The following is a 25,020-nucleotide window of genomic DNA, read 5'->3' as shown; positions in this document are numbered from 1 at the left end:
GGAACCGCCGATCAAGCCCACGCCTACCACCGCGAGCACCGGAATCATGGCCGGGCTGGCGTCCAGGGCTTGCCGCCTGCTCATGCCGCAAGAATCTCGGTGAGCGCCGCGATGAAGCGTTCGTTCTCGGAAGGCAGCCCGATCGAGACGCGCAGCCATTCGGGCAGGCCGTCGCCGGCCACCGGACGCACGATGACGCCGCGCTTGAGCAGTTCGAGGTTGATGCGGGGCGCATCGCCCACATGCACGAGCACGAAGTTGCCGTAGCTGGGCACATAGCGCAGCTTGAGAGCCTCGAAGGCCTGCACGAGCTGCGCCTTGCCCGCCTTGTTGGCTTCGTAGGCACGCTCCAGGTAGGCCGTGTCGGCCAGGGCCGCCACGGCGGCCGCCTGGGCGAGCGTGTTGACATTGAAAGGCTGGCGGACGCGGTTCAACAGGTCGGTCAGCGCCGGCTGGGCCACGGCGAAGCCCACGCGCAGACCCGCCAGGCCATAGGCCTTGGAGAAGGTGCGCGAGACGACGAGATTGGGGAAGCGGTGCACCAGCGCGACGCTGTCGAAGCGGTGTTCCGGATCCAGGTATTCGTTGTAGGCCTCGTCGAGCACCACGGTCACGCGCTCGCCATGGGCCTCGGCAAGCTGGACCAGGAAGCGTTCGATCGCCTGGGCCGGCACGAAGGTGCCCGTCGGGTTGTTCGGATTGGCGATGAAGACCACGCGCGTATCGTCGTCGACGGCCGCCAGCATGGCGTCCAGGTCATGGCCGTAATCCTTGGCGGGCACCACGATATGACGGGCGCCCCGGGCCTGGGTGGCCAGGCGGTAGACGGCGAAGGAGTGCTGGGCATAGACGGCCGAGACACCCGGCTCCAGCAGGGCCAGGGCGACGATCTCGAGGATGTCGTTCGAGCCATTGCCCAGGGTGATCCAGTTGGCGGGCACGCCATAGCGCGCGGCCAGGGCCGCCTTCAGGTCAAAGCCGTTGGGATCCGGATAGCGGGCCAGGGCAGTGGCCGCGGCCAGCATGGCCTGGCGCGCCGATTCCGGCATGCCCAGCGGGTTTTCGTTGGAAGCCAGCTTGACGATGCCGGCCGGATCCAGGCCGAACTCGCGGGCGAGCTCTTCGATGGGCTTGCCCGCCTGGTACGGGGCGATGGCGCCCACGTGGGCAGGGGCGACGAGGGTCTTGTTTGCTTGGGTCATGATGACGACGGGACCGGGCCTTATTGCGCCGGATAGGAGCCAAGAATCTTGAAGAAGGCGGCCTGCTGCGCCAGCGCGGCGAAAGCCGTGGCCACATTGGTGTCTTTCTGGTGCCCCAGGCAATCGATGTAGAAGTAGTACTCCCATTGTCCGGTGCGCGCCGGACGCGACTCGAAGCGGGTCATCGACACGCCATTGACGGCCAGCGGGGCCAGCATGTCGTAGACCGCGCCGGCACGATTGGGCACGGCCAGGATGAGGCTGGTCTTGTCCTGCCCGCTGGGCAGGGGCTCGATACGGCCGATGGCCACGAAGCGCGTGCGGTTCTGCGCATCATCCTGGATGCCCGTCGCCACAATGGACAGATTCCAGGCCGGAGCGGCCACTTCGCCGGCGATGGCCGCCACCGTGGGATCGCCCGCCGCCACGCGCGCGGCCTCCGAGTTGCTCGCCGCGGCCACCCGCTTCAGATCGGGATGGTGGCGATTCAGCCAGCCCTGGCATTGGGCCAGGGCCTGGGGATGCGCGGAAATCGTGGTCACGCCGTCCATCGTGCCGGATTGCGTCATCAGGCAATGGCGGATCACGAGCGACCGCTCGCCCATGATCTTCAGGGGGGTGTTCAGCAGCAGGTCCAGATTGCGGTTGACCGCGCCTTCGGTGGAGTTCTCGACCGGCACGATGCCCACATCCGCCTGGCCGCTCTCGACGGCGCGGAACACCTCGTCAAAGGAGGCGCAAGGCATCTGGGTCACGGAATGGCCGAACTGCTCCAGCGCGGCCTGCTCCGAGAACGACCCCTGCGGGCCCAGGTAGGCGACCGTCATGCCGCGCTCCAGCCCGCGGCAGGCCGACATGATCTCGGTCCAGACGCTGGCCACGGCCTCGTTGGGGAATGGGCCGGTGTTGCGCTGCTGCAAGCCGCGGATGACTTCGGCTTCTCGCTCCGGGCGCAATACCGGCCCGTCGGCCTGGGCCGCATGCTTGGCCTCGCCGACTTCCTGGGCCGTGCGCGCGCGCTGGCACAGGAGTTCGAGGATCTGGCTGTCTATGGCATCGATGCGGTCGCGCAGCGGCCGCAGCTTGGCCTGCAAGGAATCATCCATAGCGGCGCTCGAATTCCTTGAGGTAGTCGACCAGGGCCTGCACGCCGGCCAGCGGCATGGCGTTGTAGATGGAGGCGCGCATGCCACCCACGCTCTTGTGCCCCTTGAGCGCGAGCAGGCCGGCGGCCTCGGCGCCTTGCAAGAAGGCGTCGTTGAGCGATTCGTCGCGCAGCACGAAGGGCACGTTCATGCGCGAGCGCACCGAAGGCTCGACCGGATTGCGGTAGAAGCCGCTGGCGTCGAGATAGCCGTAGAGCAGTTCGGCCTTGGCCTTGTTGGCCGCCTCCAGGCCTTGCACGCCGCCCTGGGCCTTGACCCATTTGTAGACCAGGCCGGCGACGTAAATCGAGAAGGTCGGCGGCGTGTTGTAGCGTGAGTGCTCGGCGGCCACGTTGGCGTAGTCGAAGGCCGAGGGGCAGATGGACAGCGCCTTGCCCAGCAGGTCGCGGCGCGCAATGACCACGGTCACGCCAGCCGGACCGGCGTTTTTCTGCGCGCCGGCAAACAGCAGGCCGGTGCGGGTGACGTCCAGCGGACGCGACAGGAAATGCGAAGACGCATCCACCACCAGGGGCACGTCCGGCGCGCCCAGCTCGGCCAGGTCGGGCCAGTCGGTGAACTCCACGCCTCCGATGGTTTCGTTGCTGCACAGATGCAGGTAGGCCGCCTCGGGACGCACCTGCCAGCTCGCCGCCGGCGGCACCCAGGTAAAGGGACGCTGCTCGCGGCCGCCGATCTCGGCGGCCTGGCCGCTGGAGGCGGCGATGCGGGCATCGCCATAGCGGCCGGCTTCCTTGTGCGAGCGCGTGGACCAATGTCCCGTCACCACGAAATCGGCCGCCGGCACGCCGCGCCGGCCGATCAGGTTCATGGGAACGATGGCGTTCTCGCCCAGCCCGCCGCCCTGCATGAACATGACGGCATAGTCGGCCGGCAGGTTCATGAGTTCGCGCAGGTCGGCTTCGGCCTCGTCGCAGATCTGCACGAACTGACGGCCGCGGTGACTCATTTCCATCACCGACATGCCGCTGCCCTGCCAATCCAGCATCTCGGCCGCAGCCTGCTGCAACACGACCTCGGGCAGGACCGAAGGTCCGGCCGAGAAATTCCAGGGGCGCGCCATCTCTTGCTTACTCCGTAGGTTCTTCAGTCGATTCGATCGGGCCTTCGTCGCCGCCGTCTTCCGACTCGTCATCATCGGCGTCGCTTTCGACCACGCGGCGCACCCCCGACAGCGAGCTGCCGTCATCGACGCTGATCAGCGTCACGCCCTGCGTGGCTCGGCCCATTTCACGGATCTCGCTCACGCGGGTGCGCACCAGCACGCCGCCCGTGGTGATCAGCATGATTTCATCGCCGGGGTTGACCAGGACCGCGCCGACGACCTTGCCATTGCGCGAGCTGGTCTGGATGGCGATCATGCCCTTGGTGCCGCGGCCGTGGCGGGTGTATTCGGTGATGGAAGTCCGCTTGCCGTAGCCGTTTTCGGTGGCGGTCAGTACGCTCTGGCTTTCGTCGCCGGCCACCAGGAGGGCGATCACGGTCTGGCTGTCCTCGAGCATCATGCCGCGCACGCCGCGCGCGGCGCGGCCCATCGGGCGCACGTCGTTCTCGTCAAAACGCACGGCCTTGCCGGCGTCGGAGAACAGCATGACATCGTGCTTGCCGTCGGTCAGGTCGGCGCCGATCAGGTAGTCGCCGTCGTCGAGGTCGACCGCGATGATGCCGGCCTTGCGCGGGTTGGAGAAGTCGGACAGCGCCGTCTTCTTGACCGTGCCGCGCGAGGTCGCCATGAACACATAGTGGTCGTCGCTGAACTCCTTGACCGGCAGCACCACGGTGATCTTCTCGCCATCGGCCAGCGGGAACATGTTGACGATGGGCTTGCCGCGCGAGTTGCGCGTGCCCTGCGGCACTTCCCAGACCTTGAGCCAATAGACGCGGCCGCGGTTGGAGAAGCACAGCAAATAGTCGTGCGTATTGGCGATGAAGAGCTGGTCGACCCAGTCGTTTTCCTTCATCTGGGTGGCCTGCTTGCCGCGGCCGCCGCGTTTCTGCGAGCGGTATTCGGACAAGGGCTGGCTCTTGATATAGCCGCCATGCGACATGGTCACCACCATGTCCATGGGCGTGATCAGGTCCTCGGTGTCCAGCTCGGTGGCGTTGACCTCGATCTCCGAGCGGCGGGTATCCTTGGCCGAGGTCGAGAACTCGGCCTTGATGGCCTGCAGCTCGTCGCCAATGATGGTGGTGATGCGCTCGGGGCGGGCCAGGATGTCGAGCAGGTCGGCGATGGTGTCCATCACCTCCTTGTACTCGCCAATGATCTTGTCCTGCTCAAGGCCCGTCAGGCGTTGCAGGCGCATGTTCAGGATTTCCTGGGCCTGCGTCTCCGACAGGCGGTACTGCCCGTCGCCCTGCAGGCCGAAGCCTTCGGGCAGGTCTTCCGGACGGAAGGCCTGGCGTCCGCCGACGACGTCGCCGCCATCGGCACGGGCCAGCATCTCGCGCACCAGCGAGGAATCCCAGCCGCGCGCCATCAATTCCTGGCGGGCCACCGGCGGGGTGGGCGCGGCCTTGATGATGGCGATGAAATCGTCGATATTGGCCAGCGCCACGGCCAGGCCTTCCAGCACGTGGCCGCGCTCGCGCGCCTTGCGCAGCTGGAACACCGTGCGCCGGGTGACGACTTCGCGGCGATGCTGCAGGAAGTAATCGATCAGCTGCTTGAGGTTGAGCAGGCGCGGCTGGCCATCGACCAGGGCCACCAGGTTCATCCCGAAGGTGTCCTGCAGCTGCGTGTTCTTGTACAGATTGTTGAGCACCACCTCCGGCACTTCGCCGCGCTTGAGTTCGATGACCAGGCGCATGCCATCCTTGTCGGACTCGTCGCGGATATCGGAAATGCCCTCGATCTTCTTGTCGTTGACCAGCTCGGCGATGCGCTCCTGCAGCGTCTTCTTGTTGACCTGGTAGGGAATCGCGTCGACCACGATGGCCTGGCGATTGCCCTTTTCCATGTCCTCGAAGTGCGTCTTGGCGCGCATGATGACGCGGCCCCGGCCAGTGCGATAGCCTTCGCGCACGCCAGCCATGCCGTAGATGATGCCGCCCGTGGGGAAATCCGGGGCCGGAATGATTTCCAGCAGCTCGTCGACGGAGCACTCGGGGTTGCGCAGGCAGAACAGGCAGCCCTCGACGACTTCGCCCAGGTTGTGCGGCGGGATGTTGGTCGCCATGCCCACGGCGATGCCCGAGCTGCCGTTGACCAGCAGATTGGGCAGGCGCGAGGGCAGCAGCAGCGGCTCTTGCTCGCTGCCGTCGTAGTTGGGCCCGAAATCGACGGTTTCCTGGTCGATGTCGGCCAGCAGCTCGTGCGCGATCTTGGCCAGGCGGATTTCGGTATACCGCATGGCCGCGGCGTTATCGCCGTCGATGGAGCCGAAGTTGCCCTGCCCGTCGACCAGCATGTAGCGCATGGAGAAATCCTGCGCCATGCGGACGATGGTGTCGTAGACGGACTGGTCGCCGTGCGGGTGGTATTTACCGATGACGTCGCCCACGATACGGGCCGACTTCTTGTAGGCGCGATTCCAGTCGTTGTTCAACTCGTGCATCGCGTAAAGCACGCGCCGGTGCACGGGCTTCAAGCCGTCCCGCACATCCGGCAGCGCCCGACCGACGATCACGCTCATCGCGTAATCGAGGTAGCTGCGGCGCATCTCTTCTTCCAGCGATACCGGAAGCGTCTCCTTGGCAAAGGAATCCATATATATAGCGACAGAATCGTGTGTAAGGAGGAACCCGGGCCGGGTAAACAGGAAATTCTATCATTCGATTGCAGCCGCCTCCCCGCCAAGCCCGGCAGGGCGCGCCCGCCGACAAGTGTGCTACCGGCCCGATGCGCCGCCCAAGCCCTGTTGTCAAAAACCAACATGAATTCTGCATCGGGTGCCCAAATGGTCATATCCTGAGTCAATGGACTGGCTTAAAGGGAGCCAAAGGTCCCCAAATGCCTTAAGATTGTTTCCAGCACGCAGGAGACCCAGTGGCGGCCCTTTGAACCTGTTCGGAGCGTTGCTATACTGGCCCCGTTTTCCTGATATGCGGCGGGGGTTCGCTGCGAGTCACTTATCCAGCTTCAAGCTCAACGAGGAGAAACATGAACAAACCCTCCAAATTCGCTCTGGCGCTTGCCTTCGCCGCTGTCACGGCCTCTGGTGTAGCCTCGGCTCAGACGGTGGACAACTGGCGCAATCCGTTCGGCGACGTGTGGAAGAACGGCACGAATGAACTGTGCTGGCGCGATGCGTTCTGGACCCCGGCTACCGGCATCCCCGGTTGCGACGGCGTTCCGGTCGCCCAGAAGGAAAAGCCCGCCCCGATGGCCGCCAAGGTCGTGTTCAACGCTGACACGTTCTTCGACTTCGACAAGTCCGTGCTGAAGCCGGAAGGCCGTCAACTGCTGGACCAAGTCGCCCAGCAAGCTGGCACCATCGATCTGGAAACCATCATCGCCGTCGGCCACACCGACTCGATCGGTACCGAAGCCTACAACCAGAAGCTGTCCGAGCGCCGTGCCGCTTCGGTCAAGGCCTACCTGGTCAGCAAGGGTATCGACCCGAACCGTATCTACACGGAAGGCAAGGGCGAGCTGCAGCCCATCGCGACCAACAAGACCGCCGAAGGCCGCGCCCGCAACCGCCGCGTGGAAATCGAAATCGTCGGCAGCCGTCGCAAGTAATCATTGCAGCGCTAGCCGCTACAATAAGGGCCTCGCAATGCGAGGCCCTTTTTTTCGCCATCACCCCTTGCCCATGACCACAGCCGCCTCTTCTTCCCGCCCCAACGTCAATGTCGACCAGGCCGAATTGGATAAATTCAGCGCCCTGGCCGCGCGCTGGTGGGATCCGGAAAGCGAGTTCAAGCCCCTGCACGCCATCAACCCGCTGCGGCTGGAATGGATACAGGAGACGGCGGGCAGCCTGGGCGGGCGCCGGGTGCTGGACGTGGGCTGCGGCGGCGGCATCCTGTCGGAAGCCATGGCCCAGGCCGGCGCCGAGGTCACCGGCATCGACCTGGCGGAAAAATCGCTCAAGATCGCGCGCCTGCATGGCCTGGAATCGGGCGTGAAGGTCGACTACCGCGCCGTGCCCGTCGAAGAGCTGGCCGCCGAGCTGCCGGGCCACTACGACGTGGTGACCTGCATGGAAATGCTCGAGCATGTCCCCGATCCGGCTTCGGTCGTGCGCGCCTGCGCCGCCCTGGTCAAGCCGGGCGGCTGGGTGTTTTTCTCCACCCTGAACCGCAACCCCAAATCCTTCCTGTTCGCCATCGTGGGTGCGGAATATGTGCTGCGGCTGCTGCCGCGCGGCACCCATAGCTACGAGCATTTCATCAAACCCAGCGAGCTGGCCGCTTCCGCGCGCCAGGCCGGCCTGACGCCCTCGGGCATGCGCGGCATGGAATACAACCCCATTACCCAGATCTACTCCCTGTCGGCCAATACCTCGGTCAACTACCTGATGGCAACCCGCAAATGAGCGCGCTGATCCTGTTCGACTTCGACGGCACCCTGGCCGATACCGCCCCCGACCTGGCCGCGGCGGCCAACCGCCAGCGCACGCGCCGCGGCATGCAGCCCCTGCCCTACGAACAGCTGCGCCCGGTGGCCTCCCAAGGCGCGCGCGGCCTGCTGCGCGTAGCGCTGGGCCTGGTGCCCGGCGATGAAGCCTATGAGCCCGCCCGCCTGCAGTTCATCGCCGACTACGCGGAAGGCTCCACACGCGAAAGCCGGCTGTTCCCAGGCATCGCCGACCTGCTGGCGCACATCCGTTCGCAAGGGCTGGCCTGGGGCATCGTCACCAACAAGGTCACCCATCTCACGCTGCCCATCGTCGAGCACCTGGGACTGGTGCGCGAAAGCGCCGTGCTGGTCTGCGGCGACACCACCGCCCATGCCAAGCCGCATCCGCTGCCACTGCTGCACGCCGCCGAACAGGCAGGCTTCGCGACCAGCCGCTGCATTTACGTGGGCGATGATCTGCGCGATATCCAGGCGGCCCATGCGGCCGGCATGCCCGCCATTGCCGCCGCCTACGGCTACGTCAATGAAAACGAAGACATCGCCCACTGGCAGGCGGAAGGCCGGGTAGACTCGCCGCTGGCCCTGTGGGACGCCATCCGCCCGCTGCTGCCGCGCGGCCAGGCTTGAGAGCATAAAGAGGCACGCCCCGGCAGGGCGTGCCCCGCCCGGCGCCACGGGCGCCTCATGGGGTCGGACAGGCATTGTTCGATCCAGCCAACCACTTCTGGCGGCGCCAGCGTCTTTATCCCGACGCATTCCCGCCGCAAAATACAGACAATCCCCGGGCTGTCGCGCCGCTCGCGCCTGTTGTTCCTTCTCGCCCGCTCCCCCCTGTTTACCTTTCACCCACCGCCTACCGTGGTCCTGGCCACGGGAATCGAGAGATCCATGCTATTACCCATCGTGCTGCTGTCGGCGGCCGGATTCACTATTCTGACCACCGAATTCCTGATCATCGGCCTGCTGCCGCCCATGGCGCGCGAACTGCGGGTCACCGTCTCGCAGGCCGGCCTGCTGGTGTCGCTGTTTGCCTTCACCGTGGCCAGCGCCGGCCCCTTCCTGACCGCGCTGGCCGGCAATATCGAGCGCAAACGCCTGTTCATCGGCGTGCTCATCCTGTTCGGCCTGGCCAATGTGCTGGCCGCCTTGGCGCCCAATATCTGGATCATGGCCATCGCGCGTTTCGTCCCCGCGCTGGCCCTGCCCGTGTTCTGGTCGCTGGCCAGCGCCACGGCGGTCGAACTGGTCGGTCCGGCCCATGCCGGACGGGCCATCTCCATGGTGGCCTTCGGCATTGTCGCGGCCACGGTGTTCGGCATCCCCATCGGCGTGCTGATCTCCGATGCCTTCGGCTGGCGCGCCGCCTTCGGCGTGCTGGCGGCGGTATCCTTCGGCAAGGCCGTTCTGCTGGCCCTGAGCTTTCCGGCCATCCGCGTGGCCGGCGAGGGCCTGCGTTTCGGCGCCCAGTTGCGGATCCTGCGCGATCCCATGGTGATCGGCCATGTCCTGCTCTCGCTGCTGATCTTCACGGGCATGTTCACCGCCTATACCTATCTGGCCGACATGCTGGAACGGCTGGGCGGCTTTGACGGGCGCATCGTGGGCTGGAGCATGATGGGCTTCGGCGCCATCGGCATCGTCGGCAACAGCCTGGGCGGGCGGCTGGTCGACAAAAGCCCGCTGGGCGCGACCACGGTGTTCACCGCCCTGATGGCGGCCAGCCTGTCGGTGGTCACCTTGGTCATGGACGCGCCCCTCACGCTGGCCCTGACGCTGGGCGCCTGGGGCGTCGCCCAATCCGCGCTCTTTATCGTCTGCCATGTGCGCGTCATGAAGTCCGCGCCGCAGGCCCCGGCTTTCGCGGCTTCGCTGAACATCTCGGGCGCCAACATCGGCATCGGCCTGGGCGCCGTGGTGGGCGGCGATGTCATCGACCAGCTGGGCCTGCCTGCCCTGGGCTGGTCGGCCGCCCTCATCCTGGTGGCCGCGCTGGTACTGGCCATCGGCCTGATGACGCGCGCCCGTCGCCGCCAGGCGCCGCCCGTCTGCGACGGCATGGCCGGCTAGGCAACGGCCCCGGGGACGCGCCGAGCCCTTGAAATCCGGCGCCCCGCCCCTATTTGACGTACAATACGAAGTTCCCTAGGGGCCGATCCGGATTCGACGTGGGTCATGAAACAGCTCAGGGCATGCCGAGCACCAGTAAGCTCGTAAATCCACTGGAAACAAACAAACGCCAACGACGAGCGTTTCGCTCTCGCCGCTTAATCGGTGAGCCGTTGCACTGATCTGTCCTTGGGTCAGGTGGAGGAAGGCAACTTCCTAGGGGGGCAACCCTCGAACCACAGCAACGTTATTCACAAGGAATCGGTCTGCGCTGGGGTCACACGGCTCAGATTTAAATTACGTGAATCGCCTCGGTCCGGCCCGTTGATCGGCTAAGTCCGGGGTTAAATCCAAATAGATCGACTAAGCATGTAGAACTGACTGCGGAGGGCTTGCGGACGGGGGTTCAATTCCCCCCGGCTCCACCAATTCCGACAGTCCTGGACAGGGCTGTACAAGAGCGGCAAGGGAAACCTGGCCGCTTTTTTTTGTCTGCCGCCGCGCCCATGGCAAACAGGCGGCACGCCGGTAACACCGGCAATGCCGCCCGCCATGCCCGGGGCCGGCGCCGCTCTATGGCGGTGTCCGGCTCCTGCTGCTACGCACACTCGGCCGAGCTTTCCCGGCTTCGTCCCCCTTCCCTTCACGACAGACTTGCCGCGGCCTAGAAAGCCGCGTAGCCGCCATTGGCGGCGATGGCCTCGCCCGTGATCATGCGCGATTCACTGCTGGCCAGAAACAGCGCGATATTGGCGATGTCCTCGGGTTCGCCCTCGCGGTTCGGATAGCGCAGCCTGGACGCCTCGGAGGCCGGCTGGCCGGCGTCCTCGTGGTTGAGGATGCGTTCGGTGCGGATGCGGCCGGCGCAGATGGCGTTGACGCGCACGCCCTTGGGCGCATAGCTGGCCGCCAGGGCCCGGGTGAGGGAGATCACCGCGCCCTTGGCCGCCGTATAGGCGTGGCCGGCGAAGCTGCCGCGCAGTCCGGCACCCGAGGACATGTTGACCACCGTGCCGCCGCCCGCCTCGATGATGGCCGGGATGACGTGGCGGCAGCAGAGCATGGTCCCGTCCAGGTCGAGCCGCAGCGTGCGCGACCAGAGGTCCAGGTCCACCTGATCCACGGGCCCGTCGTAGGGCCTGGAGCCGCCCGCGCAATTGAACAGGATGTCGATCTTGCCGAATTCGGCCAAGGCGGCGGCCACCGCCTGTTTCACGGCCGCCTCGTCGGTGATATCGGCGGCCAGGGCCTGGGCGCGGCCGCCGGCCAGGCGGATTTCCTGCGCCAGCATGCCGGCGGCCTGCGCGCGCAGGTCCACCAGCACGACAGCGGCGCCCTCGGCGGCAAAGCGGCGCGCGGTCGCGCCGGCGATGCCGCCGGCGCCGCCGGTGATGAAGGCGACGCGGCCGGCCAGCCGGCCCGGCGCGGCGGCCCTGGTCAGGCCGCCGGCCATGCGACGCCGCCGTGGCGGGCCAGGAAGCTGCGCAGGTCGGCCACGCAGCGCTGCGGCAGGTATTCGCAGATGCTGTGCCGCTCGCCGTCGTAGACCAGGATCTCGGCCTGCTTGAGGTGGTCGCGCATGGGTTGGTAGGCATCCATCGCGCCGATCTTGCCCATGCCCGGAATCACCACCAGCGTCGGGCATTGGATGCGGTGCAGCTGGTCGCCCCATTCCTGTTGCGCCATATAGCCGACGAACTTGCCGATCCAGGGCAAGTTGTTGTCGGCCAAGGTATCGAGGAACTGCTCGCATTGCGGCGTGCCCACCAGTTGCGGCGGAAAGCGGTCATCGATGGTGTCGGCCAGGAATTGCCGCAAGCCGCGCCGGGCCACTTTGTCCAGCCAGGTCGAGGCCTGGCTGTTCTTCAGACCCGGGGCGGAGCCGAACAGCGCCAGGCTCTCCACCCGCGCCGGATGCTGCATGGCCAGGTACTGGCCCACATAGCCGCCGGCCGAGTTGCCGACGAAATGCACCCGCTGGCAGCCCAGATGGTCCAGCAGCGCGAGCATGTCGGCCACCAGCACATCGAGGTCCAGCGGCGCATCCAGCGAGGGTACCTGCGAGCGGCCATGGCCGCGCAGATCGACGCGCACCACGCGATAGTCGCGGCACAGGGCCGGCACCCAGGAGTAGAAGCGGTCGGCGCGGGCCATGGCGCCATGGACCAGCAGCAACGTGGGCGCTTCGCGCCATGGGTCGGTAAAGTCGTCGACGTAATAGCTCAGGCGCAGGCCGTCGCGCTCGTAAAACGCTTGCATATGACAATCTCGCTCTTCAAAGGACGGGCGGGCCCGCCGGTCAGTCCAGCTTGATGCCGGCGCGGGCGACGAATTCGCCCCAGTCCTTGATCATCTGGCGCATCTGCGCGGTGTGTGCTTCGGCGCTGTTGCCGATCAGCTCCAGCCCCAGTTCGCGCGTGCGCTTGAGCACTTCGGGGTCGCGCAAGGCGGCGGTGTAGTACTGGTTGAGCTTGGCGATGACCGCGTCCGGCGTCTTGGCCGGGGCGTACACGCCCCAGAAAGTGTCCGCGTTGACGCCCTTGATGCCGCGCGACTCGAAGGTCGGCACATCGGGCAGCAGCGGGCTGGGCGACGCGCCCGTGACGGCCAGGGCGCGCAGCTTGCCCGACTGGATATAGCTCAGTGCCGTGGTCGTGCCGCCAAAATACATCTGCACCTGCCCGCCCAGCAGCGCGGTCATTGCCGGCGCCACCCCCTGATAGGGCACATGCTCGATCTCGATGCCCGCGGCGCGGCGGAACATCTCGCCGGCCATGTGGGTGGAGGTGCCATAGCCGCCGGAAGCAAAGTTCAACATGCCCGGCTTGGCACGGGCCAGCGCGATCAGCTCGTCCAGGGTCTTTGCCGGCACCGAAGGATGGACCAGCAGAACAAGCGGCGCGCGCGCCAGCATGGTCACGCCGCGGAAGTCCCTGGCCGTGTCATACGGCATATTCTTCAAGAGCGAAGGGTTGACCAGCATCGAGAGATCGCCGCCCAGCACGGTGTAGCCGTCCGGCGCCGACTGCGCCACATGACCGGTGCCGATCACCGAGGCGCCGCCGGGGCGGTTGTCCACCACCAGGGGCTGGCCCGCGGCCTCGGCGACGGGTTTTTGCAGCATGCGCACGAGCACGTCGGTCGTGCCGCCGGCCGGATACGGCACGACGATGCGCATGGGGCGCTCGGGGAAGGCATCCGCCAGTGCCGGCGGAGCGGCCAGGAGCAGGGCCAGTACGGCAAGAAACCAACGCTTCATGAATATCCTCACAGCCAGTCAGAGAGTGTGCACGGGATTCTAGGGAGCGGGGACGGCGGCAAATATCAAGTACATTACATTTCCTGGAATCCCCGGGGCCGCGCCCCGCCGATAGAGATTGACGATGACCGCAGCGGCAGCACCGGAACCCGCCCGCGAGAAGGGCCGCGACGCGATACTGGCCCACCTGCGCGCCAGCCCCTGCTTTGCCGACATGCCCGGCCATGTGCTGGCCGCCTTCGCCGACATCGCCCAGTGGCGCACGCTGGCCCACGGGGAACTCTTCGCCAGCCGCGGCAGCGAAGCGCCCGGCGTGGTGCTCATCATCCGGGGCGCCATTCATACCAGCTCGTTTTCCGGCGAAGGCCATGAATTCGCGCTGTCCATGCTCGAATTCCGCGGCCTGTGGGGCCTGGCCGCCGTCCTGGACGGCGGCGGCATGATGCGCGACAGCCGCGCCTGCCAGGAGACCGAAATCCTCATTCTTCCCAAGCCCGCCTTCCTGGCCATCGTCGAGCGCGAGCCCGGCCTCTACCGGCATTTCGTCACCCTGCTGTGCCAACGCATCCGCACGGCCCATGCCATCATCGACGAGCTGGCCCTGCGCACGCTCAACCAACGCCTGCCGCGCCTGCTCTGCGCCCTCTCCGCGGACCGGCCGGCCACCGAACGCGGCATCGCCGTGCCGCAGACGCAGGACACGCTGGCAACCCTCATGGGGGTCTCGCGCAATGCCGTCAACCGCGAACTCAAGCAATTGGAGTCCCTGGGCCTGGTGGGCCTGGGTTATGGCGGTATCTGGGTGCGGGACGTGGCCGGCTTGAAAGCCCTCTATACGCAAGCGGATCCCGCTTAAGGGGGCTCCATGCCGGTCCGTTGCCGCCGGCTGGCGCGCAAGGCCCAGGCCGGAGAGTCCGGCGGCGTCCTCTCCCACGGCAATGCGCCCAGGGTTTCAGCATGGAATCATTCTTTCTATACTGGTCCGGACACACTGCCGCGGCGCAGGCCGATCAGCGCCCGCGCCCGGTGCGATCCCGGCCGCCTGCCCATGCGCGCAACCGACGGCCAGGATGGCGCGCCCGGCATGATGCCTTCCCTCCGTTCAACCATGGAACCCTCATGAGCGACTATCCCGACACTTTGCTACTGATCGACAACGAATGGCGCGAAGCCCAGGGCGGCGCGCGCATCGATGTCGTCAACCCCGCCACCGGCCAGAAGATCGGCCAGGTCGCGCGCGCCAGCCAGCACGATCTCGATCTTGCCCTGGCGGCCGCCCAGCGCGGCTTTGAAACCTGGCGCGACATGTCCGCCCACGAGCGCTGCGGCATCATGCGCCGCGCCGCGGCCCTGTTGCGCGAGCGCGCCGACGCGGTCGCGCGCCTGCTGACCCGCGAACAGGGCAAACCGCTGGCCGAGGCCCGCGGCGAGGTGCTCGCCGGCGCGGAGATCATCGACTGGTTCGCCAATGAGGCCCTGCGCGTCTATGGCCGCATCGTGCCTTCGCGCAACATGGCCGCGCAGCAGCTCGTCATCAAGGAGCCCGTGGGGCCGGTGGCGGCTTTCACGCCCTGGAACTTTCCGGTCAACCAGGTCGTGCGCAAGCTCGGCGCCGCCCTGGCCGCGGGCTGCTCCTTCCTGGTGAAGGCGCCCGAGGAAACCCCCGCTTCCCCGGCTGCCCTGCTCAATTGCTTCGTCGACGCCGGCATCCCCAAGGGCGTGCTGGGGCTGGTCTTCGGTTCCCCGGCCGAAATCTCCGCCTACCTGATTCCGCATCCGGTGATACGCAAGGTCACGTTCACCGGCTCCACGCCCGTGGGCAAGGAACTGGCCGCGCTGGCGGGCCGCCACATGAAGCGTGTGACGATGGAGCTGGGCGGCCACGCCCCCGTCATCGTGGCCGAAGACGCCGATGTCGAGCTGGCCGTGAAGGCTTCGGGCGGCGCCAAGTTCCGCAACGCCGGCCAGGTGTGCATTTCGCCGACGCGCTTTCTGGTGCACAAGAACATCAAGGCCGAATTCGAACGCGCCTTCGTGGCCCATGCCGAAAAACTCAAGCTGGGCGACGGCCTGGCCGAGGGCACGACGCTGGGCCCGCTGGCCAATGACCGCCGCCTGGCGGCCATGGACAAGATCGTCAGGAACGCCAGCGAAAAAGGCGCTCGCGTGGCCACTGGCGGCTCGCGGGTGGGCGGCGCCGGCAATTTCTTTGCGCCGACGATCCTGACGGATGTTCCGCTCGATGCCGACGTGTTCAACGAAGAGCCCTTCGGCCCGATCGCGGCGATCCGCAGCTTCGATACCCTGGATGAAGCCATCCATGAAGCCAACCGCCTGCCCTTCGGCCTGGCTGCTTACGGGTTCACGCGGTCGATCAAGACCGTGCATGCGCTGTCCCGCCGCCTGGAAGTCGGCATGCTGTGGGTCAACCAGCCCGCCACGCCTTCAGCCGAACTGCCCTTCGGCGGCGTGAAGGATTCGGGCTATGGCTCCGAGGGCGGCCCCGAGGCGCTGGAGGCCTACCTCGTGACCAAGGCGGTCTCGGTCGTCGGGGTCTGAGGCCGGGGCGGCCTGGCGGCCGGGCGTTATCGATTGGCGCGCGCGCGGCACGCGGGCGCGCCGATTGGCGATACCTTGGATACCGTCATACCAAGGAGCCGCCATGCGTGCAGAAGACATACTCCCCGACCACGTCGATCATCTCGACATCGACGGCCTGGCCGTGCGCAAAGGCACGGTGGCCGCCTTCCTGGCCAATGCGCGCGCCTGGGGCGATCGCGCGCGGGATGCCGGCAGCCGCAAGGCGGCCGAGGCCCGATTGCTCGCCAGCCTGCCGGCCTTGCAGGCCCTGGGATTGTTCGACGTCCTGGTGCCGCGCGATCCGGCCTTGCGCCGCCTGATCAACGCGGCCCAGGGTCAATACGAGCAGATGAGCTGAGCGGCTACGGTAGCCATTGGCTGCCCAGCCAGCCCGGGGCCAGCAGCGCGGCCGCCCAGAGCAGGGCCGATGACCAATTGGCCGCCTGGAAGGCGGCCGCCCGCATGCCGAAAACGCCCGCGGCCAGCGGTACGGTGGCCCTCAAGGGACCGAAGAAGCGGCACAGCACGATGCTCAGCACGCCCCAGCGCTGCACGAAGGCGGCCGCGCGCAACACCATGTGCGGGCGCTGCCTGAGCCAGTTCCAGTGCATGACGCGCGGACCGGCCCAGACGCCCAGGGCAAAGGACACCCAGTCGCCCAGCGCCGCTCCCAGCGAAATCGCCAGCCACACGTCGACAAACCCGGCTTCGCTCAGGCGGATGGCCGCGCCGATGGACAGCAGAAGCGCCGTGCCGGGAATGAACAAGGCCACCAGCGGCAGGGATTTGACGAAGGCGAGCACGAAGGCCAGCGGCGCAAGCCAGGGCCCCAGCGCCGGCAGCTTGGCGGCCAGCGCGGCATAGAGCGCGTGCAGCGATTCGAGCATCGGTGAAGGCAGGCCCCTAGGCCAGGCCGCCGTTGGCGCGCACCACTTGACCATGGACCCAGCGGCCGTCGGGGCCGGCCAGGAAACCGACCACATTGGCGATATCGACGGGTTCTCCCAGGCGCTCCAGCGGCGGGGCCTTGGTGAAGGTGGCGATCTGCTCGGGCGTCTTGCCGGTGAAGAACAGCTCGGTGGCCACCGGGCCGGGCGCCACGGCATTGACGGTGATGTCGCGGCCGCGCAGCTCCTTGGCCAGCACGCGGGTAAAACCTTCGACCGCGGCCTTGGTCGCCACATAAATGCCATAGCCCGGAAGATTGGTGGCCACCAGGGTGCTGGAGACATTGACGATGGCACCGCCCGCGCGCAGCCGCTGGGCGGCCAGCCTGAGCGTATTGAATACGCCGCGCACATTGACTTCCATCATCTGGTCGAACACCGTGTCGCTGGCATTGGCCAGGGGCACGGTCTGCAGCACGCCGGCGTTGTTGACCAACACATCCAGGCCGCCCCATTCCGCCTCGACGCGGTCGAACAGCGATGCCGCGCTGGCGGCGTCAGCCACATCGCCCTGCACGGCAATGGCGCGGCCGCCCTGCTCACGCAGGCCGGCCGCCAGCGCCTCGGCCTCGCCGCCGCGCGAAGCGTAATTCAGGGCGACGGCATAACCGTCCTGGGCCAGACGGGTGGCGATGGCAGCGCCTATGCCGCGCGATGCGCCGGTAATCAGTGCAGTACGGAAAGTCATGATGTCAGCCTCGTGTCGGGATAGGCGGATGATGAAGGACTTGCGCAAAACGATAATCTTGCCAGCTTTGTCATCAAAATTCCGTCTGCGTCGACAATCCGGGGCCGGGCTTGGCTACACTGGACCTGTCATCAAGCGCACGAAACCTTATGAACTGGCATGTATACCGGGTACCCCCTCTGGACGCGGGCTGGGATTTCCTGCTGACCGTGGCCGAGGCCTTGGCGCTGGCCGAGACATCGCTGGACGAAGGGCTGTCGCGCGATGATTGGCGTGCCGCCTTCAATGACGCCCAGGCCGCGGCCGAAGACGCCGGCTGGGAAGGCGACTTCCGTGGCGAGCCGCATATCCTCATGCTGCCCCTGGCGGGCCGGCTGGCGCCCGGCTTCGTCTGGAAGCAGGACAAGGCCGGCCTGTGCTTCGTGGCAAGCCCCTGCGCCCTGCCCTGGCTGGAAGCCGCCCAGGGCTGATGCGGCAAGCGCCTATTTGGCGCTGGCGATGATCTGCTGCGCATCGCGCATCCCCTGCGCCGTCATGACGCGCACGCGATTGCGCCCCTGCTCCTTGGCATCATAGAGCGCCTTGTCGGCGCATTTGATGACCGTATCCAGGTCCGGCCCGTGGTCGGGATAGCGCGCCACGCCGATGGACAGCGTGATCGGGGAGCAATCCTCGATGCGCGCCTGTGCCACGGCCTGGCGCAGGCGTTCCGCGAAGGCCGCCGCGCCGGCCAGCGAGGTGCGCGGCAACACCACCAGGAACTCATCGCCGCCCAGGCGGGCCACGGCATCGCCGCCGCGCGCCTGCGCCTCGATCATATGGCTCACCCGCGTGACCGCCAGGTCACCGATATGGTGGCCATGCTGGTCGTTGACACGCTTGAAATGGTCGATGTCGAACGCGATCACGGCCACGGGCGGCCCTTGCGTCTTCAATTCTTCCAGGGCCAGCGCGAGGCCGCGGCGGTTAAGCGCCCCGGTCAGGGGATCTCTGGAGCTTTCCTGGCGCAGCCGCCCCATGCGCTGCCCGATGGCCGAGACGCCCAGCAACAAGCCGCGGCGCAGATCGGCGGCCTCCTGGTACCAGCCCCGGATAGGGCGCAGTCGCTCGCTGACATCGCGCTCTTCCATCCGGCTGGCGATGGCCGCCAGCTGCCGCAGCGGGCGGGCGATGAGGTTGGAGAGCCAGAGGATGCCCGCGATCGCCAGCAGAATAGCCGGCAAGGCATAGAGCAGCGTGAGCGCCAGCGCGCGGTCCACGCGGGCCAGGGCCGCCTCGGTGGGTTTCTGCACGATCACGCCCCATCCCACCGACGCCACCGGCGCATAGCCCCCCAGCATGTCCACGCCCTCCTGGTTGAAAAAACGCATGGCGCCATGCTCGCCGCGCCGCACGGCCTGCTCGGCAGCGTTGTGCACGCTCTCGCCCTCGCGCTCGGCGACCGGGTGGTAGATCAGCATCCCCGAGCTGTCCACCACATAGGAATAAGAGCCGTCTTCATAGCTGTGCTCGCCGAGGATGGCGCGCACGATGCTGGGCGCATGCAGATAGATAGTGCCCGCGATATAACCCAGGGTCTGCCCATCGGCGCCGAAGATGGGCTGCGACAGCGACACCAGCCAACGCCCACTGTAAGGCGAACGAAACGGCTGGCTGGTCAACGGCCCCTGGGCCGCCATGGCGAGCTTGGCAAAAGGATGGATGAGGCGCTGGCCCGCCAGCCCTTCGGTATGCGAAGAGTCTGCCAGCACCACGCCCTTGGCATCGACCACGATGATGGAATTGAACAGGTCGCTCAATTGCACCAGGCGGTCGACCATGGCCTGCATGGCGTCCCTGTCCAGCGTGGGCTGCGCCTGCAATTCGTCGGCGGAGACGAAAAGCAGGCGGCGGCAACTGCGCAGATAGTTTTCGGTCACGCGCGCCAGCTTCTCGGCGTAGACGCGATGCGCCTGCAAGGTGTCCTGGATCAGCACGTCGCGCTTGACGCGATAGGTCGCGTAGAAACTGGCCGCCAGCGCCACGAAGAGAAAAAAAAGGCTGCACCAGAGGATCAGGCTACGCAGGCGAAAGCGTACGGAACTGTGCACCATGGGTCGGCTGAGAGCGTGGCGTTGCGTCTATCATACCGAGCCCGCGCCGCCGTCTCCTAGGCTCGCCTACCCTAGGCTGCGATATTGGCCGCGTCGCAGACGCGGTTGCGCCCGCCGCGCTTGGCCTCGTACAGCGCCTCGTCGGCCCGCGCCAGGACCTCGGTCAGGGAGGCGCCTTCGTGCGGATACACGGCCACCCCCACCGACACCGTGCAGGCGCCCCCGGGCACCGCCTGGAAGGACTCCACGGCGGAACGGATGCGTTCGGCGGCCTGCAGGGCCTGGGGCCGCTCGGTATTGGGCAGCAGCACCACGAATTCTTCGCCGCCCAGGCGGCCCAGGATGTCGCTGGCGCGGGCGCGGCTGCGCAAAAGCGCGGCGATGCCCCGGATCACGGCATCGCCGGCCGCATGCCCCAGCTCATCATTGATGGACTTGAAGTGGTCGATATCCACGGCCAGCACCGCCATGGCACGCCCATATCGGGGCTCGCTCTGCAGGATTTCGTCCAGCCCCCGGCGATTGAGCAGGCCGGTCAAGGCGTCGGTCAGGCTGTCCTGGCGCAACTGGTTGAACTTGGTGCCTATCTTGCGGCTCACGGCGGCAAGGGCGGCCTTGAGCTGTTCGGCCTCCCGATACCAGGCGCCGACAGCCGACAGCCGGTCGCCCACGCGCGGTTTGTCCAGATCGGCCGCCGCGCTGGCAAGCTGTGCCAGCGGGCGCGCGATGCGGTTGGCCAGCCACCACACGCACAGCAGGGATAGGCACAACCAGGGCAAGGAGGTCTGCAGCGTGCGCAGCAGCAGCACCTTGCTGCGCGAGAGCACCGAATCCACCGGCCGCTGCGCCACCACGCCCCAGCCGGTTTCCCGCACCAGCGCGTAGCCGCTGAGCATGTCCACCCCGTCGGTGTTGACCAGCCGCCGGGCGCCCTCTTCGCCGTTCATGATGGCGCGCACGGCGGGGTTCTGCTCGACGATCTGCCCCACGCGCCGAAGATTGGGATGAAAGAGCAGCACACCCCGGCGGTCAACGACATATTGGTAGGAACCGTTGCGGTGAATCTGCTCGCCCAGCATCTCGCCCAGCGCATTACGCTCGTGCAAAAACAGCAACCCCAAGACGAAGCCGCCGAAGCGGCCGTCCGGCAGGAATACGGGCTGGGACAGGGCGATGATCCAGCGCCCGCCCGGCGACAGGAAAGGATCGCTGATGCGCGGCAGCCGGCTGGCCAGGGCCTGCTCCATCTCGGTGGTGCTGATGCGCCGGCCTATCACGCCCGGCTCGGCCGGCACGATATCGGCGATTACGCCCTCGGCATTGATGAAAGCCGCGGCGTTGAAGCGCCCGCTCTGGTGCTTGAGGCGCTCGACCTCGCGCCGCACGCTCTGCTCGGAGGCCCCGTCGCTGCCGATCAACCGCGCCGAATAGGACAACTCATTGAGGCATTCGCGCAGGAAGATGTCCGCGCCGCGCGCAAGCTTTTGCGCGAAAGCACGGTTGTCCTCCAGCGAACTGCTCAGGAGTATTTCCCGCTGCACCACGGTGCTGGCATACAGGGCGCCGGCCAAGGCCAGCAGCAAGGACAGTATGCTCAGCCCCAGGGTCAGGCGGCGTAAATCGAGTCGACGCATCAGAACAGAGATCTAAGACGCAAGTCCGCAAGAGTTAGGATCATAGCCGCCCGAACCGCGGACGCAGAGAAATCCCTGGCCGTTATCGGCACCGGAATCCGGCCGATGGCCCAGGCTGTCCGAGTATTGCGGATTATTTCCACGCGCCGGGTGACCGGCCGTGGCGATTCTACCGGCAGGAGTGTCGCTGAAACCGCCCTGTCCGCCTATTGGCCGCAAGTACCGGTCAAGGAAGGAATTTGTGTCAGGCTGGCCGACTTGCGCGGCACGCGGGTTCGCGGGATAGTAAACACAGCGGGCCCGGGCGGTTTTCGGCCCCGCTTGCCCTCGCCGCAAGCGGCGAGGCCCGCGCCTCGGGGCGCGTGGTCAGGGAGAGCGCCATGAAGCAAGTCATCGCCTGCATCGCCGATTCGCCGCAAGCCGCCACCGTCTGCGACTATGCCATCTGGGCCGCGCGGCGCCTGGATACCGACCTGGAGTTGCTGCACGTCCTGGAACGCGAACCCGATGTCGTGCCGATCGCGGACCTGAGCGGCGGTGTCTGGATGGGGGCCCAGGACACCCTCCTGAATGAATTGGCCGAACTCGACAAGCAACGCGACGCGCTGGCCGAAGCCCATGGCAAGCAACTGGTGGACGTCGCCGTGGCCCGCGCCCGCGCGCAGGGCGCCCAGCGGGTCGATGGCAGCCAGCGCCGTGGCGCCCTGGTGGATATCCTGCTGGAGATCGAGCCCGACACCCGGCTCTTCGTGCTCGGCCGTCATGCCGACGGCCGCCCGCCCTCGCGCCTGTTGCCCGACCCGCACCTGGAAGCCTCGGTGCGGGCCCTGCGCCGCCCCGTGCTGATCGCCCAGGGCAATTACCGGGCGCCCAGCCACTTCCTGATCGCTTTCGATGGCAGCCCGACTGCCCGCCATACCGTGGACATGGTGTGCCGCAGCCCCTTGCTGACCGGCCTGCCTTGCGACCTGGTCACCGTCGGCAAGGGCGAAGGCCTGGACGAAGCCGCCGCCGCCCTGTCCCAGGCGGGATTCGCGCCGCGCACGGCGGTGCTGCCAGGCGAAGTCGTCCCGGCGCTGACGGCCTACGCGCGCGAGCAGCAGGTGGATTTGCTGATCATGGGCGCCTACGGGCACTCCCGCATCCGCCAATGGGTGCTGGGCAGCACCACCACCGCGCTGCTGCACCATGCGCCCGCGCCGGTGCTGATATTGCGTTGAGCTGCGCGGCGCCGGCTAGCCCGCCTGGCCGCGTCCGCCCAGCAGGCCGGCCAGCGAACCCAGCAGCTTGCCGGCGTCCAGGCCCTGGCCCGGCTCGACCGAGCCCTGCGGCGAGGCCTGGTCCACGAGCTTGGGCAGGATGGCGCTCAGGCCGTCGAGCACGGCGTTGCGGTCCTGGCCGGTGCGCTCGGCCAGGTCATTGACCATGCCTGGCTCCAGCGCCGATCCCAGTTGCTCGGGCGAAACGGGCTGATTGGGGCCGGACCCCAGCCAGGAGGCCACGATGGCGCCCAGTCCGCCTTGCTGCAACTGCTGCAGCAGGCCGGACAGGCCGCCCGGATATTTGCCGACGACCTCGATCAGGGCGGGAATGAGCGAGGCGGCGCCGCCGCGGTTGTTCTCGCCGCCGCCGGCCAGGGAAGTCAGGGTGTCCAAGAGACTCATCACACGCTCCTTCAGGCGTTCGGGGAAGGCCAGTATAGGGGTTGGCCCGGCGCGGCGCGCCGGCCGGTTTGCAACCAGTGGTTAGGGCTTGGCGCGCAAGGCCCGCAGCGTCTTCTGGCCGGCGCGGCCGTCATCGGGCAACCCCAGCTCCCGCTGCACCGCCTGCAGGGCCTGGCGGGTGCGCGTGCCGATGACGCCGTCGGGCGTGCCGATGTCATAGCCGCGCGCCACCAGCAGCTCCTGGATCTCCTTGCGTTCGGCCCGCGAGAGGCCCGGATCGTCGGTGGGCCAGGCGCGCGCGAAAGGCATGCCGCCGCGCAGGCGATCCGAGAGATGGGCGATCGCCAGGGCATAGCTCTCGGCGGCGTTATAGGAGTAGAGCGCGTCGAAATTGCGGGTCACGAGAAAGGCCGGGCCCTGCGGGCCAGCCGGCAGCAGCAAGCCGGCCGGCATGTCGCCAGCCGGCAGTGGCTTGCCATCGACCCGCTTGAGGCCGCGGGCGGCCCAGGCCGACATGGGCTGCTTGTTGCGCCGCCCGGCCGAGGAGGTGTCCATGCCCTCCGGCAGACTCACCTCGAAGCCCCAGGGCAAGGCATTGTTCCAGCCGGCGCGCTTGAGGAAATTGGCCGTGGAAGCCAAGGCGTCGGGCACGCTGTCGATCAGGTCGCGGCGGCCGTCGCCGTCGAAGTCCACGGCCAGGCGCAGATAGGTCGAGGGCATGAACTGGGTCTGGCCGAAAGCCCCGGCCCAGGATCCCTTGAGGCGGTCGACGGCCACATGCTCGTCCTGGACAATACGCAAGGTGGCCAGGAACTCGCCCCGGAAATAGCCCTGCCGCCGACCGAAGCAGCTCAGCGTCGACAAGGACGTCAGCAACGGCCGTCCGCCCAGGTTCTTGCCGAAATTGCTTTCCACGCCCCACACGGCCACGACCGTGGCCGGATCGACGCCATACTGCTCCTGGACGCGCGCCAGCACCTGGCTCCATTGCTCCAGGCCCTGGCGCCCGTCATCGATGCGTTCGGCATCGACCAGGCCGGCCATGTAGTCCCAGATCGGGGTCTTGAACTCCGGCTGGACATCGAGCAGGCCGATCACGTCCATGTCGGGCTTCAGGCCATCGGTGTAGAGGTCGTAGTTCTTGGCCGCCACGCCAGCTTCCGGCGCCTTGGCGCGCAGGTCGGCCAGGCATTGGCGATAGGTCGCCAGCTCGGCGGCGGTGGGTTCGGCATGGACGGGGCCGGCGGCCAGCACGGCGGCCGCGGCAAGCAGGATCGGAAGCGTCTTCATGCGGGCATTCTAAACGCCGCCGCTACCGCCGGCTATGCCTCCGGGACCTGCTGCTGCAAGGCCTCCAGCTCGGCCTCATCGAAACCGGCCGCGCGCCGCGCCTCGAGGTTGAAGGGGCCGCGCAGCCTGGGCGCGCCATGGCGGCGCGCCAGCTCGGCGTAGGCGGTCAACGGATTCCGCCCTTGCAAGGCGCAGAAATGGCGGTACCAGTGGTTGCCGATCGCCACATGCCCGATCTCGTCGCGCAGGATGATGTCCAGTATGGCCGCGCCTTCCGGATCCGCCGCCTGGGCCAGCTTGTCGCGGATCAGCGGCGAAGCATCCAGGCCGCGCGCCTCCAGCGTGCGCGGCACCAGGGCCAGCCGCGCCAGCAGATCGTCGCGGGTTTTCTCGGCCATTTCCCAGAGGCCGTTATGGGCCGGAAAATCGCCATAGCCGTACCCCAGCCGCCCCAGATGGCGGTTGAGCAGGTCGAAATGATGAGCCTCTTCGCGGGCCACCTTGAGCCAGTCGAGGTAAAAGCGGTCCGGCAGCCCCGGGAAACGCCAGATCGCGTCCAAGGCGAGGTTGATGGCATTGAATTCGATGTGCGCCAAGGCATGCAGCAGCGCCGCCCGCCCCGCTTCGGTCCGCACGGAGCGCTGGCGGACCTGCGCGGGCGCCACCAGCTCGGGCCTTGCCGGACGCCCCGGCAGGCCGGGCGGCGGCGCGAGCACGCAATCGGCGCCCACGGCCGTGGCCTCGTCCAGCGCCGCCACCGCCGCCAATTTACCCTGCCAGGACGGGACGGCCAGTGCCGCCAGCGCCCGGGCCCTGAGGCTGTCCGCCTGTTCTTGCATGATGCTCCCGTAATGAATGTCCGCG

23 protein-coding genes and 1 other RNA gene are annotated in these 25,020 nt (G+C 67.3%); 10 read left to right on the top strand and 14 right to left on the bottom strand.

From position 1 onward, the window contains the following. Window positions 1-80: 80 nt before the first annotated feature. Genes hisC through gyrA form a run of 4 tightly spaced genes read right to left on the bottom strand, consistent with a single transcriptional unit; the run spans window position 81 to window position 6,078 of the window. Window positions 81-1,202, bottom strand: coding sequence for a histidinol-phosphate transaminase (gene hisC / locus AXA74_RS17500; protein ID WP_032978149.1), 1,122 nt, complete (start codon window positions 1,200-1,202; stop codon window positions 81-83). 20 nt (window positions 1,203-1,222) lie between these two features. After that, a complete protein-coding gene (pheA, locus tag AXA74_RS17495) occupies window positions 1,223-2,308 on the bottom strand; it encodes a prephenate dehydratase (RefSeq protein ID WP_029577248.1) in 1,086 nt (361 codons plus the stop codon). Further along, window positions 2,301-3,431: a 3-phosphoserine/phosphohydroxythreonine transaminase gene (gene serC / locus AXA74_RS17490; RefSeq protein ID WP_029577247.1), complete on the bottom strand. Its 1,131-nt coding sequence runs from the start codon at window positions 3,429-3,431 to the stop codon at window positions 2,301-2,303. The genes pheA and serC overlap by 8 nt, the downstream gene beginning before the upstream one ends. A 7-nt stretch (window positions 3,432-3,438) precedes the next feature. Next, the gene (gyrA, locus tag AXA74_RS17485) at window positions 3,439-6,078 is read right to left on the bottom strand and encodes a DNA gyrase subunit A (protein WP_032978152.1); all 2,640 of its coding nucleotides are present in this window, start codon (window positions 6,076-6,078) and stop codon (window positions 3,439-3,441) included. Between the two features lie 392 nt (window positions 6,079-6,470). Between gyrA and ompA the strand changes: the two genes are divergently transcribed. From ompA to ssrA, 5 genes are all read left to right on the top strand, one after another. Continuing rightward, entirely contained in the window at window positions 6,471-7,052 is a 582-nt protein-coding gene (ompA, locus tag AXA74_RS17480) for an outer membrane protein OmpA (RefSeq protein ID WP_029577245.1), read from the top strand. Between the two features lie 73 nt (window positions 7,053-7,125). Beyond that, window positions 7,126-7,851, top strand: a complete 726-nt coding sequence (ubiG, locus tag AXA74_RS17475; RefSeq protein WP_032964334.1) for a bifunctional 2-polyprenyl-6-hydroxyphenol methylase/3-demethylubiquinol 3-O-methyltransferase UbiG — start codon at window positions 7,126-7,128, stop codon at window positions 7,849-7,851. Then, entirely contained in the window at window positions 7,848-8,522 is a 675-nt protein-coding gene (gene gph, locus AXA74_RS17470; RefSeq protein WP_029577243.1) for a phosphoglycolate phosphatase, read from the top strand. The genes ubiG and gph overlap by 4 nt, the downstream gene beginning before the upstream one ends. A gap of 261 nt (window positions 8,523-8,783) precedes the next feature. Beyond that, window positions 8,784-9,962: an MFS transporter gene (locus tag AXA74_RS17465; protein ID WP_032964332.1), complete on the top strand. Its 1,179-nt coding sequence runs from the start codon at window positions 8,784-8,786 to the stop codon at window positions 9,960-9,962. A 78-nt stretch (window positions 9,963-10,040) separates the two neighbouring features. Beyond that, window positions 10,041-10,429: a transfer-messenger RNA gene (ssrA, locus tag AXA74_RS17460) on the top strand. Between the two features lie 236 nt (window positions 10,430-10,665). On the opposite strand, the gene AXA74_RS17455 is transcribed toward ssrA, so the two are convergent. From AXA74_RS17455 to AXA74_RS17445, 3 genes are read right to left on the bottom strand one after another with little or no spacing between them, the layout of a single operon-like run. Further along, the gene (locus AXA74_RS17455; protein ID WP_029578576.1) at window positions 10,666-11,454 is read right to left on the bottom strand and encodes an SDR family NAD(P)-dependent oxidoreductase; all 789 of its coding nucleotides are present in this window, start codon (window positions 11,452-11,454) and stop codon (window positions 10,666-10,668) included. Continuing rightward, window positions 11,439-12,260 carry an alpha/beta fold hydrolase gene (locus AXA74_RS17450; protein ID WP_032978157.1) on the bottom strand — a complete coding sequence of 274 codons (822 nt, stop codon included), beginning with the start codon at window positions 12,258-12,260 and terminating at the stop codon, window positions 11,439-11,441. The genes AXA74_RS17455 and AXA74_RS17450 overlap by 16 nt, the downstream gene beginning before the upstream one ends. A gap of 40 nt (window positions 12,261-12,300) precedes the next feature. Then, window positions 12,301-13,260 (bottom strand): tripartite tricarboxylate transporter substrate binding protein, encoded by a 960-nt coding sequence (locus AXA74_RS17445; protein ID WP_095075182.1) that lies wholly within the window; start codon window positions 13,258-13,260, stop codon window positions 12,301-12,303. Between the two features lie 124 nt (window positions 13,261-13,384). Here AXA74_RS17445 and AXA74_RS17440 point away from each other — a divergent pair, with 124 nt between their 5' ends. The 3 genes from AXA74_RS17440 to AXA74_RS17430 all read left to right on the top strand — a co-directional run bounded on the left by AXA74_RS17440 (window position 13,385) and on the right by AXA74_RS17430 (window position 16,198). Beyond that, a complete protein-coding gene (locus tag AXA74_RS17440) occupies window positions 13,385-14,116 on the top strand; it encodes a Crp/Fnr family transcriptional regulator (protein ID WP_126623594.1) in 732 nt (243 codons plus the stop codon). A gap of 263 nt (window positions 14,117-14,379) precedes the next feature. Continuing rightward, the gene (locus AXA74_RS17435) at window positions 14,380-15,819 is read left to right on the top strand and encodes an NAD-dependent succinate-semialdehyde dehydrogenase (protein ID WP_032978160.1); all 1,440 of its coding nucleotides are present in this window, start codon (window positions 14,380-14,382) and stop codon (window positions 15,817-15,819) included. Between the two features lie 103 nt (window positions 15,820-15,922). Next, a complete protein-coding gene (locus tag AXA74_RS17430) occupies window positions 15,923-16,198 on the top strand; it encodes a hypothetical protein (RefSeq protein WP_029578580.1) in 276 nt (91 codons plus the stop codon). Between the two features lie 4 nt (window positions 16,199-16,202). Here the strand turns inward: AXA74_RS17430 and AXA74_RS17425 are convergent, their stop codons facing one another. Beyond that, complete coding sequence (locus AXA74_RS17425) at window positions 16,203-16,727, bottom strand: DedA family protein (protein WP_029578581.1); 525 nt, start codon at window positions 16,725-16,727, stop codon at window positions 16,203-16,205. 16 nt (window positions 16,728-16,743) lie between these two features. Further along, window positions 16,744-17,475: an SDR family oxidoreductase gene (locus tag AXA74_RS17420; protein ID WP_029578582.1), complete on the bottom strand. Its 732-nt coding sequence runs from the start codon at window positions 17,473-17,475 to the stop codon at window positions 16,744-16,746. A gap of 149 nt (window positions 17,476-17,624) precedes the next feature. On the opposite strand from AXA74_RS17420, the gene AXA74_RS17415 reads away from it, so the two are divergent. After that, a complete protein-coding gene (locus AXA74_RS17415) occupies window positions 17,625-17,945 on the top strand; it encodes a hypothetical protein (protein WP_029578583.1) in 321 nt (106 codons plus the stop codon). Window positions 17,946-17,957: 12 nt separating this feature from the next. On the opposite strand, the gene AXA74_RS17410 is transcribed toward AXA74_RS17415, so the two are convergent. Both AXA74_RS17410 and AXA74_RS17405 read right to left on the bottom strand, forming a co-directional pair. After that, a complete protein-coding gene (locus AXA74_RS17410; protein ID WP_029578584.1) occupies window positions 17,958-19,568 on the bottom strand; it encodes a sensor domain-containing diguanylate cyclase in 1,611 nt (536 codons plus the stop codon). 71 nt (window positions 19,569-19,639) lie between these two features. Continuing rightward, on the bottom strand, window positions 19,640-21,202 hold the full coding sequence (locus tag AXA74_RS17405; protein WP_032955821.1) for a sensor domain-containing diguanylate cyclase: 1,563 nt from the start codon (window positions 21,200-21,202) through the stop codon (window positions 19,640-19,642). Window positions 21,203-21,582: 380 nt separating this feature from the next. Here AXA74_RS17405 and AXA74_RS17400 point away from each other — a divergent pair, with 380 nt between their 5' ends. Then, entirely contained in the window at window positions 21,583-22,422 is an 840-nt protein-coding gene (locus tag AXA74_RS17400; protein ID WP_029578586.1) for a universal stress protein, read from the top strand. A gap of 15 nt (window positions 22,423-22,437) precedes the next feature. Here AXA74_RS17400 and AXA74_RS17395 read toward each other — a convergent pair whose 3' ends face one another. The 3 genes from AXA74_RS17395 to AXA74_RS17385 form a co-directional block, all read right to left on the bottom strand. Continuing rightward, entirely contained in the window at window positions 22,438-22,866 is a 429-nt protein-coding gene (locus AXA74_RS17395) for a YidB family protein (RefSeq protein WP_029578587.1), read from the bottom strand. A gap of 81 nt (window positions 22,867-22,947) precedes the next feature. After that, complete coding sequence (locus tag AXA74_RS17390) at window positions 22,948-24,156, bottom strand: lytic murein transglycosylase (protein WP_032955822.1); 1,209 nt, start codon at window positions 24,154-24,156, stop codon at window positions 22,948-22,950. Window positions 24,157-24,188: 32 nt separating this feature from the next. After that, the gene (locus AXA74_RS17385) at window positions 24,189-24,995 is read right to left on the bottom strand and encodes a ferritin-like domain-containing protein (protein ID WP_032955823.1); all 807 of its coding nucleotides are present in this window, start codon (window positions 24,993-24,995) and stop codon (window positions 24,189-24,191) included. Window positions 24,996-25,020: the final 25 nt, after the last annotated feature.

It is taken from the genome of Bordetella hinzii LMG 13501, from assembly GCF_001548475.1.
Taxonomy (GTDB): Bacteria; Pseudomonadota; Gammaproteobacteria; order Burkholderiales; family Burkholderiaceae_B; genus Bordetella; species Bordetella hinzii.
The sequence above is the reverse complement of the archived record's forward strand: the minus strand, read 5'-3'. Positions and strand labels throughout refer to the sequence as shown.

Bases quoted from the DNA above. Each gene is read 5' to 3' on its own strand.
- AXA74_RS17440 (WP_126623594.1), top strand. From the start codon at position 13,385: ATGACCGCAGCGGCAGCACCGGAACCCGCCCGCGAGAAGGGCCGCGAC.
- AXA74_RS17445 (WP_095075182.1), bottom strand. From the start codon at position 13,260: ATGAAGCGTTGGTTTCTTGCCGTACTGGCCCTGCTCCTGGCCGCTCCG.
- AXA74_RS17430 (WP_029578580.1), top strand. From the start codon at position 15,923: ATGCGTGCAGAAGACATACTCCCCGACCACGTCGATCATCTCGACATC.
- AXA74_RS17390 (WP_032955822.1), bottom strand. From the start codon at position 24,156: ATGAAGACGCTTCCGATCCTGCTTGCCGCGGCCGCCGTGCTGGCCGCC.
- AXA74_RS17435 (WP_032978160.1), top strand. From the start codon at position 14,380: ATGAGCGACTATCCCGACACTTTGCTACTGATCGACAACGAATGGCGC.
- AXA74_RS17420 (WP_029578582.1), bottom strand. From the start codon at position 17,475: ATGACTTTCCGTACTGCACTGATTACCGGCGCATCGCGCGGCATAGGC.
- AXA74_RS17395 (WP_029578587.1), bottom strand. From the start codon at position 22,866: ATGAGTCTCTTGGACACCCTGACTTCCCTGGCCGGCGGCGGCGAGAAC.
- hisC (WP_032978149.1), bottom strand. From the start codon at position 1,202: ATGACCCAAGCAAACAAGACCCTCGTCGCCCCTGCCCACGTGGGCGCC.
- ubiG (WP_032964334.1), top strand. From the start codon at position 7,126: ATGACCACAGCCGCCTCTTCTTCCCGCCCCAACGTCAATGTCGACCAG.
- serC (WP_029577247.1), bottom strand. From the start codon at position 3,431: ATGGCGCGCCCCTGGAATTTCTCGGCCGGACCTTCGGTCCTGCCCGAG.
- AXA74_RS17450 (WP_032978157.1), bottom strand. From the start codon at position 12,260: ATGCAAGCGTTTTACGAGCGCGACGGCCTGCGCCTGAGCTATTACGTC.
- AXA74_RS17410 (WP_029578584.1), bottom strand. From the start codon at position 19,568: ATGGTGCACAGTTCCGTACGCTTTCGCCTGCGTAGCCTGATCCTCTGG.
- AXA74_RS17385 (WP_032955823.1), bottom strand. From the start codon at position 24,995: ATGCAAGAACAGGCGGACAGCCTCAGGGCCCGGGCGCTGGCGGCACTG.
- pheA (WP_029577248.1), bottom strand. From the start codon at position 2,308: ATGGATGATTCCTTGCAGGCCAAGCTGCGGCCGCTGCGCGACCGCATC.
- AXA74_RS17425 (WP_029578581.1), bottom strand. From the start codon at position 16,727: ATGCTCGAATCGCTGCACGCGCTCTATGCCGCGCTGGCCGCCAAGCTG.
- AXA74_RS17405 (WP_032955821.1), bottom strand. From the start codon at position 21,202: ATGCGTCGACTCGATTTACGCCGCCTGACCCTGGGGCTGAGCATACTG.
- AXA74_RS17455 (WP_029578576.1), bottom strand. From the start codon at position 11,454: ATGGCCGGCGGCCTGACCAGGGCCGCCGCGCCGGGCCGGCTGGCCGGC.
- AXA74_RS17465 (WP_032964332.1), top strand. From the start codon at position 8,784: ATGCTATTACCCATCGTGCTGCTGTCGGCGGCCGGATTCACTATTCTG.
- AXA74_RS17415 (WP_029578583.1), top strand. From the start codon at position 17,625: ATGAACTGGCATGTATACCGGGTACCCCCTCTGGACGCGGGCTGGGAT.
- AXA74_RS17400 (WP_029578586.1), top strand. From the start codon at position 21,583: ATGAAGCAAGTCATCGCCTGCATCGCCGATTCGCCGCAAGCCGCCACC.
- gyrA (WP_032978152.1), bottom strand. From the start codon at position 6,078: ATGGATTCCTTTGCCAAGGAGACGCTTCCGGTATCGCTGGAAGAAGAG.
- gph (WP_029577243.1), top strand. From the start codon at position 7,848: ATGAGCGCGCTGATCCTGTTCGACTTCGACGGCACCCTGGCCGATACC.
- ompA (WP_029577245.1), top strand. From the start codon at position 6,471: ATGAACAAACCCTCCAAATTCGCTCTGGCGCTTGCCTTCGCCGCTGTC.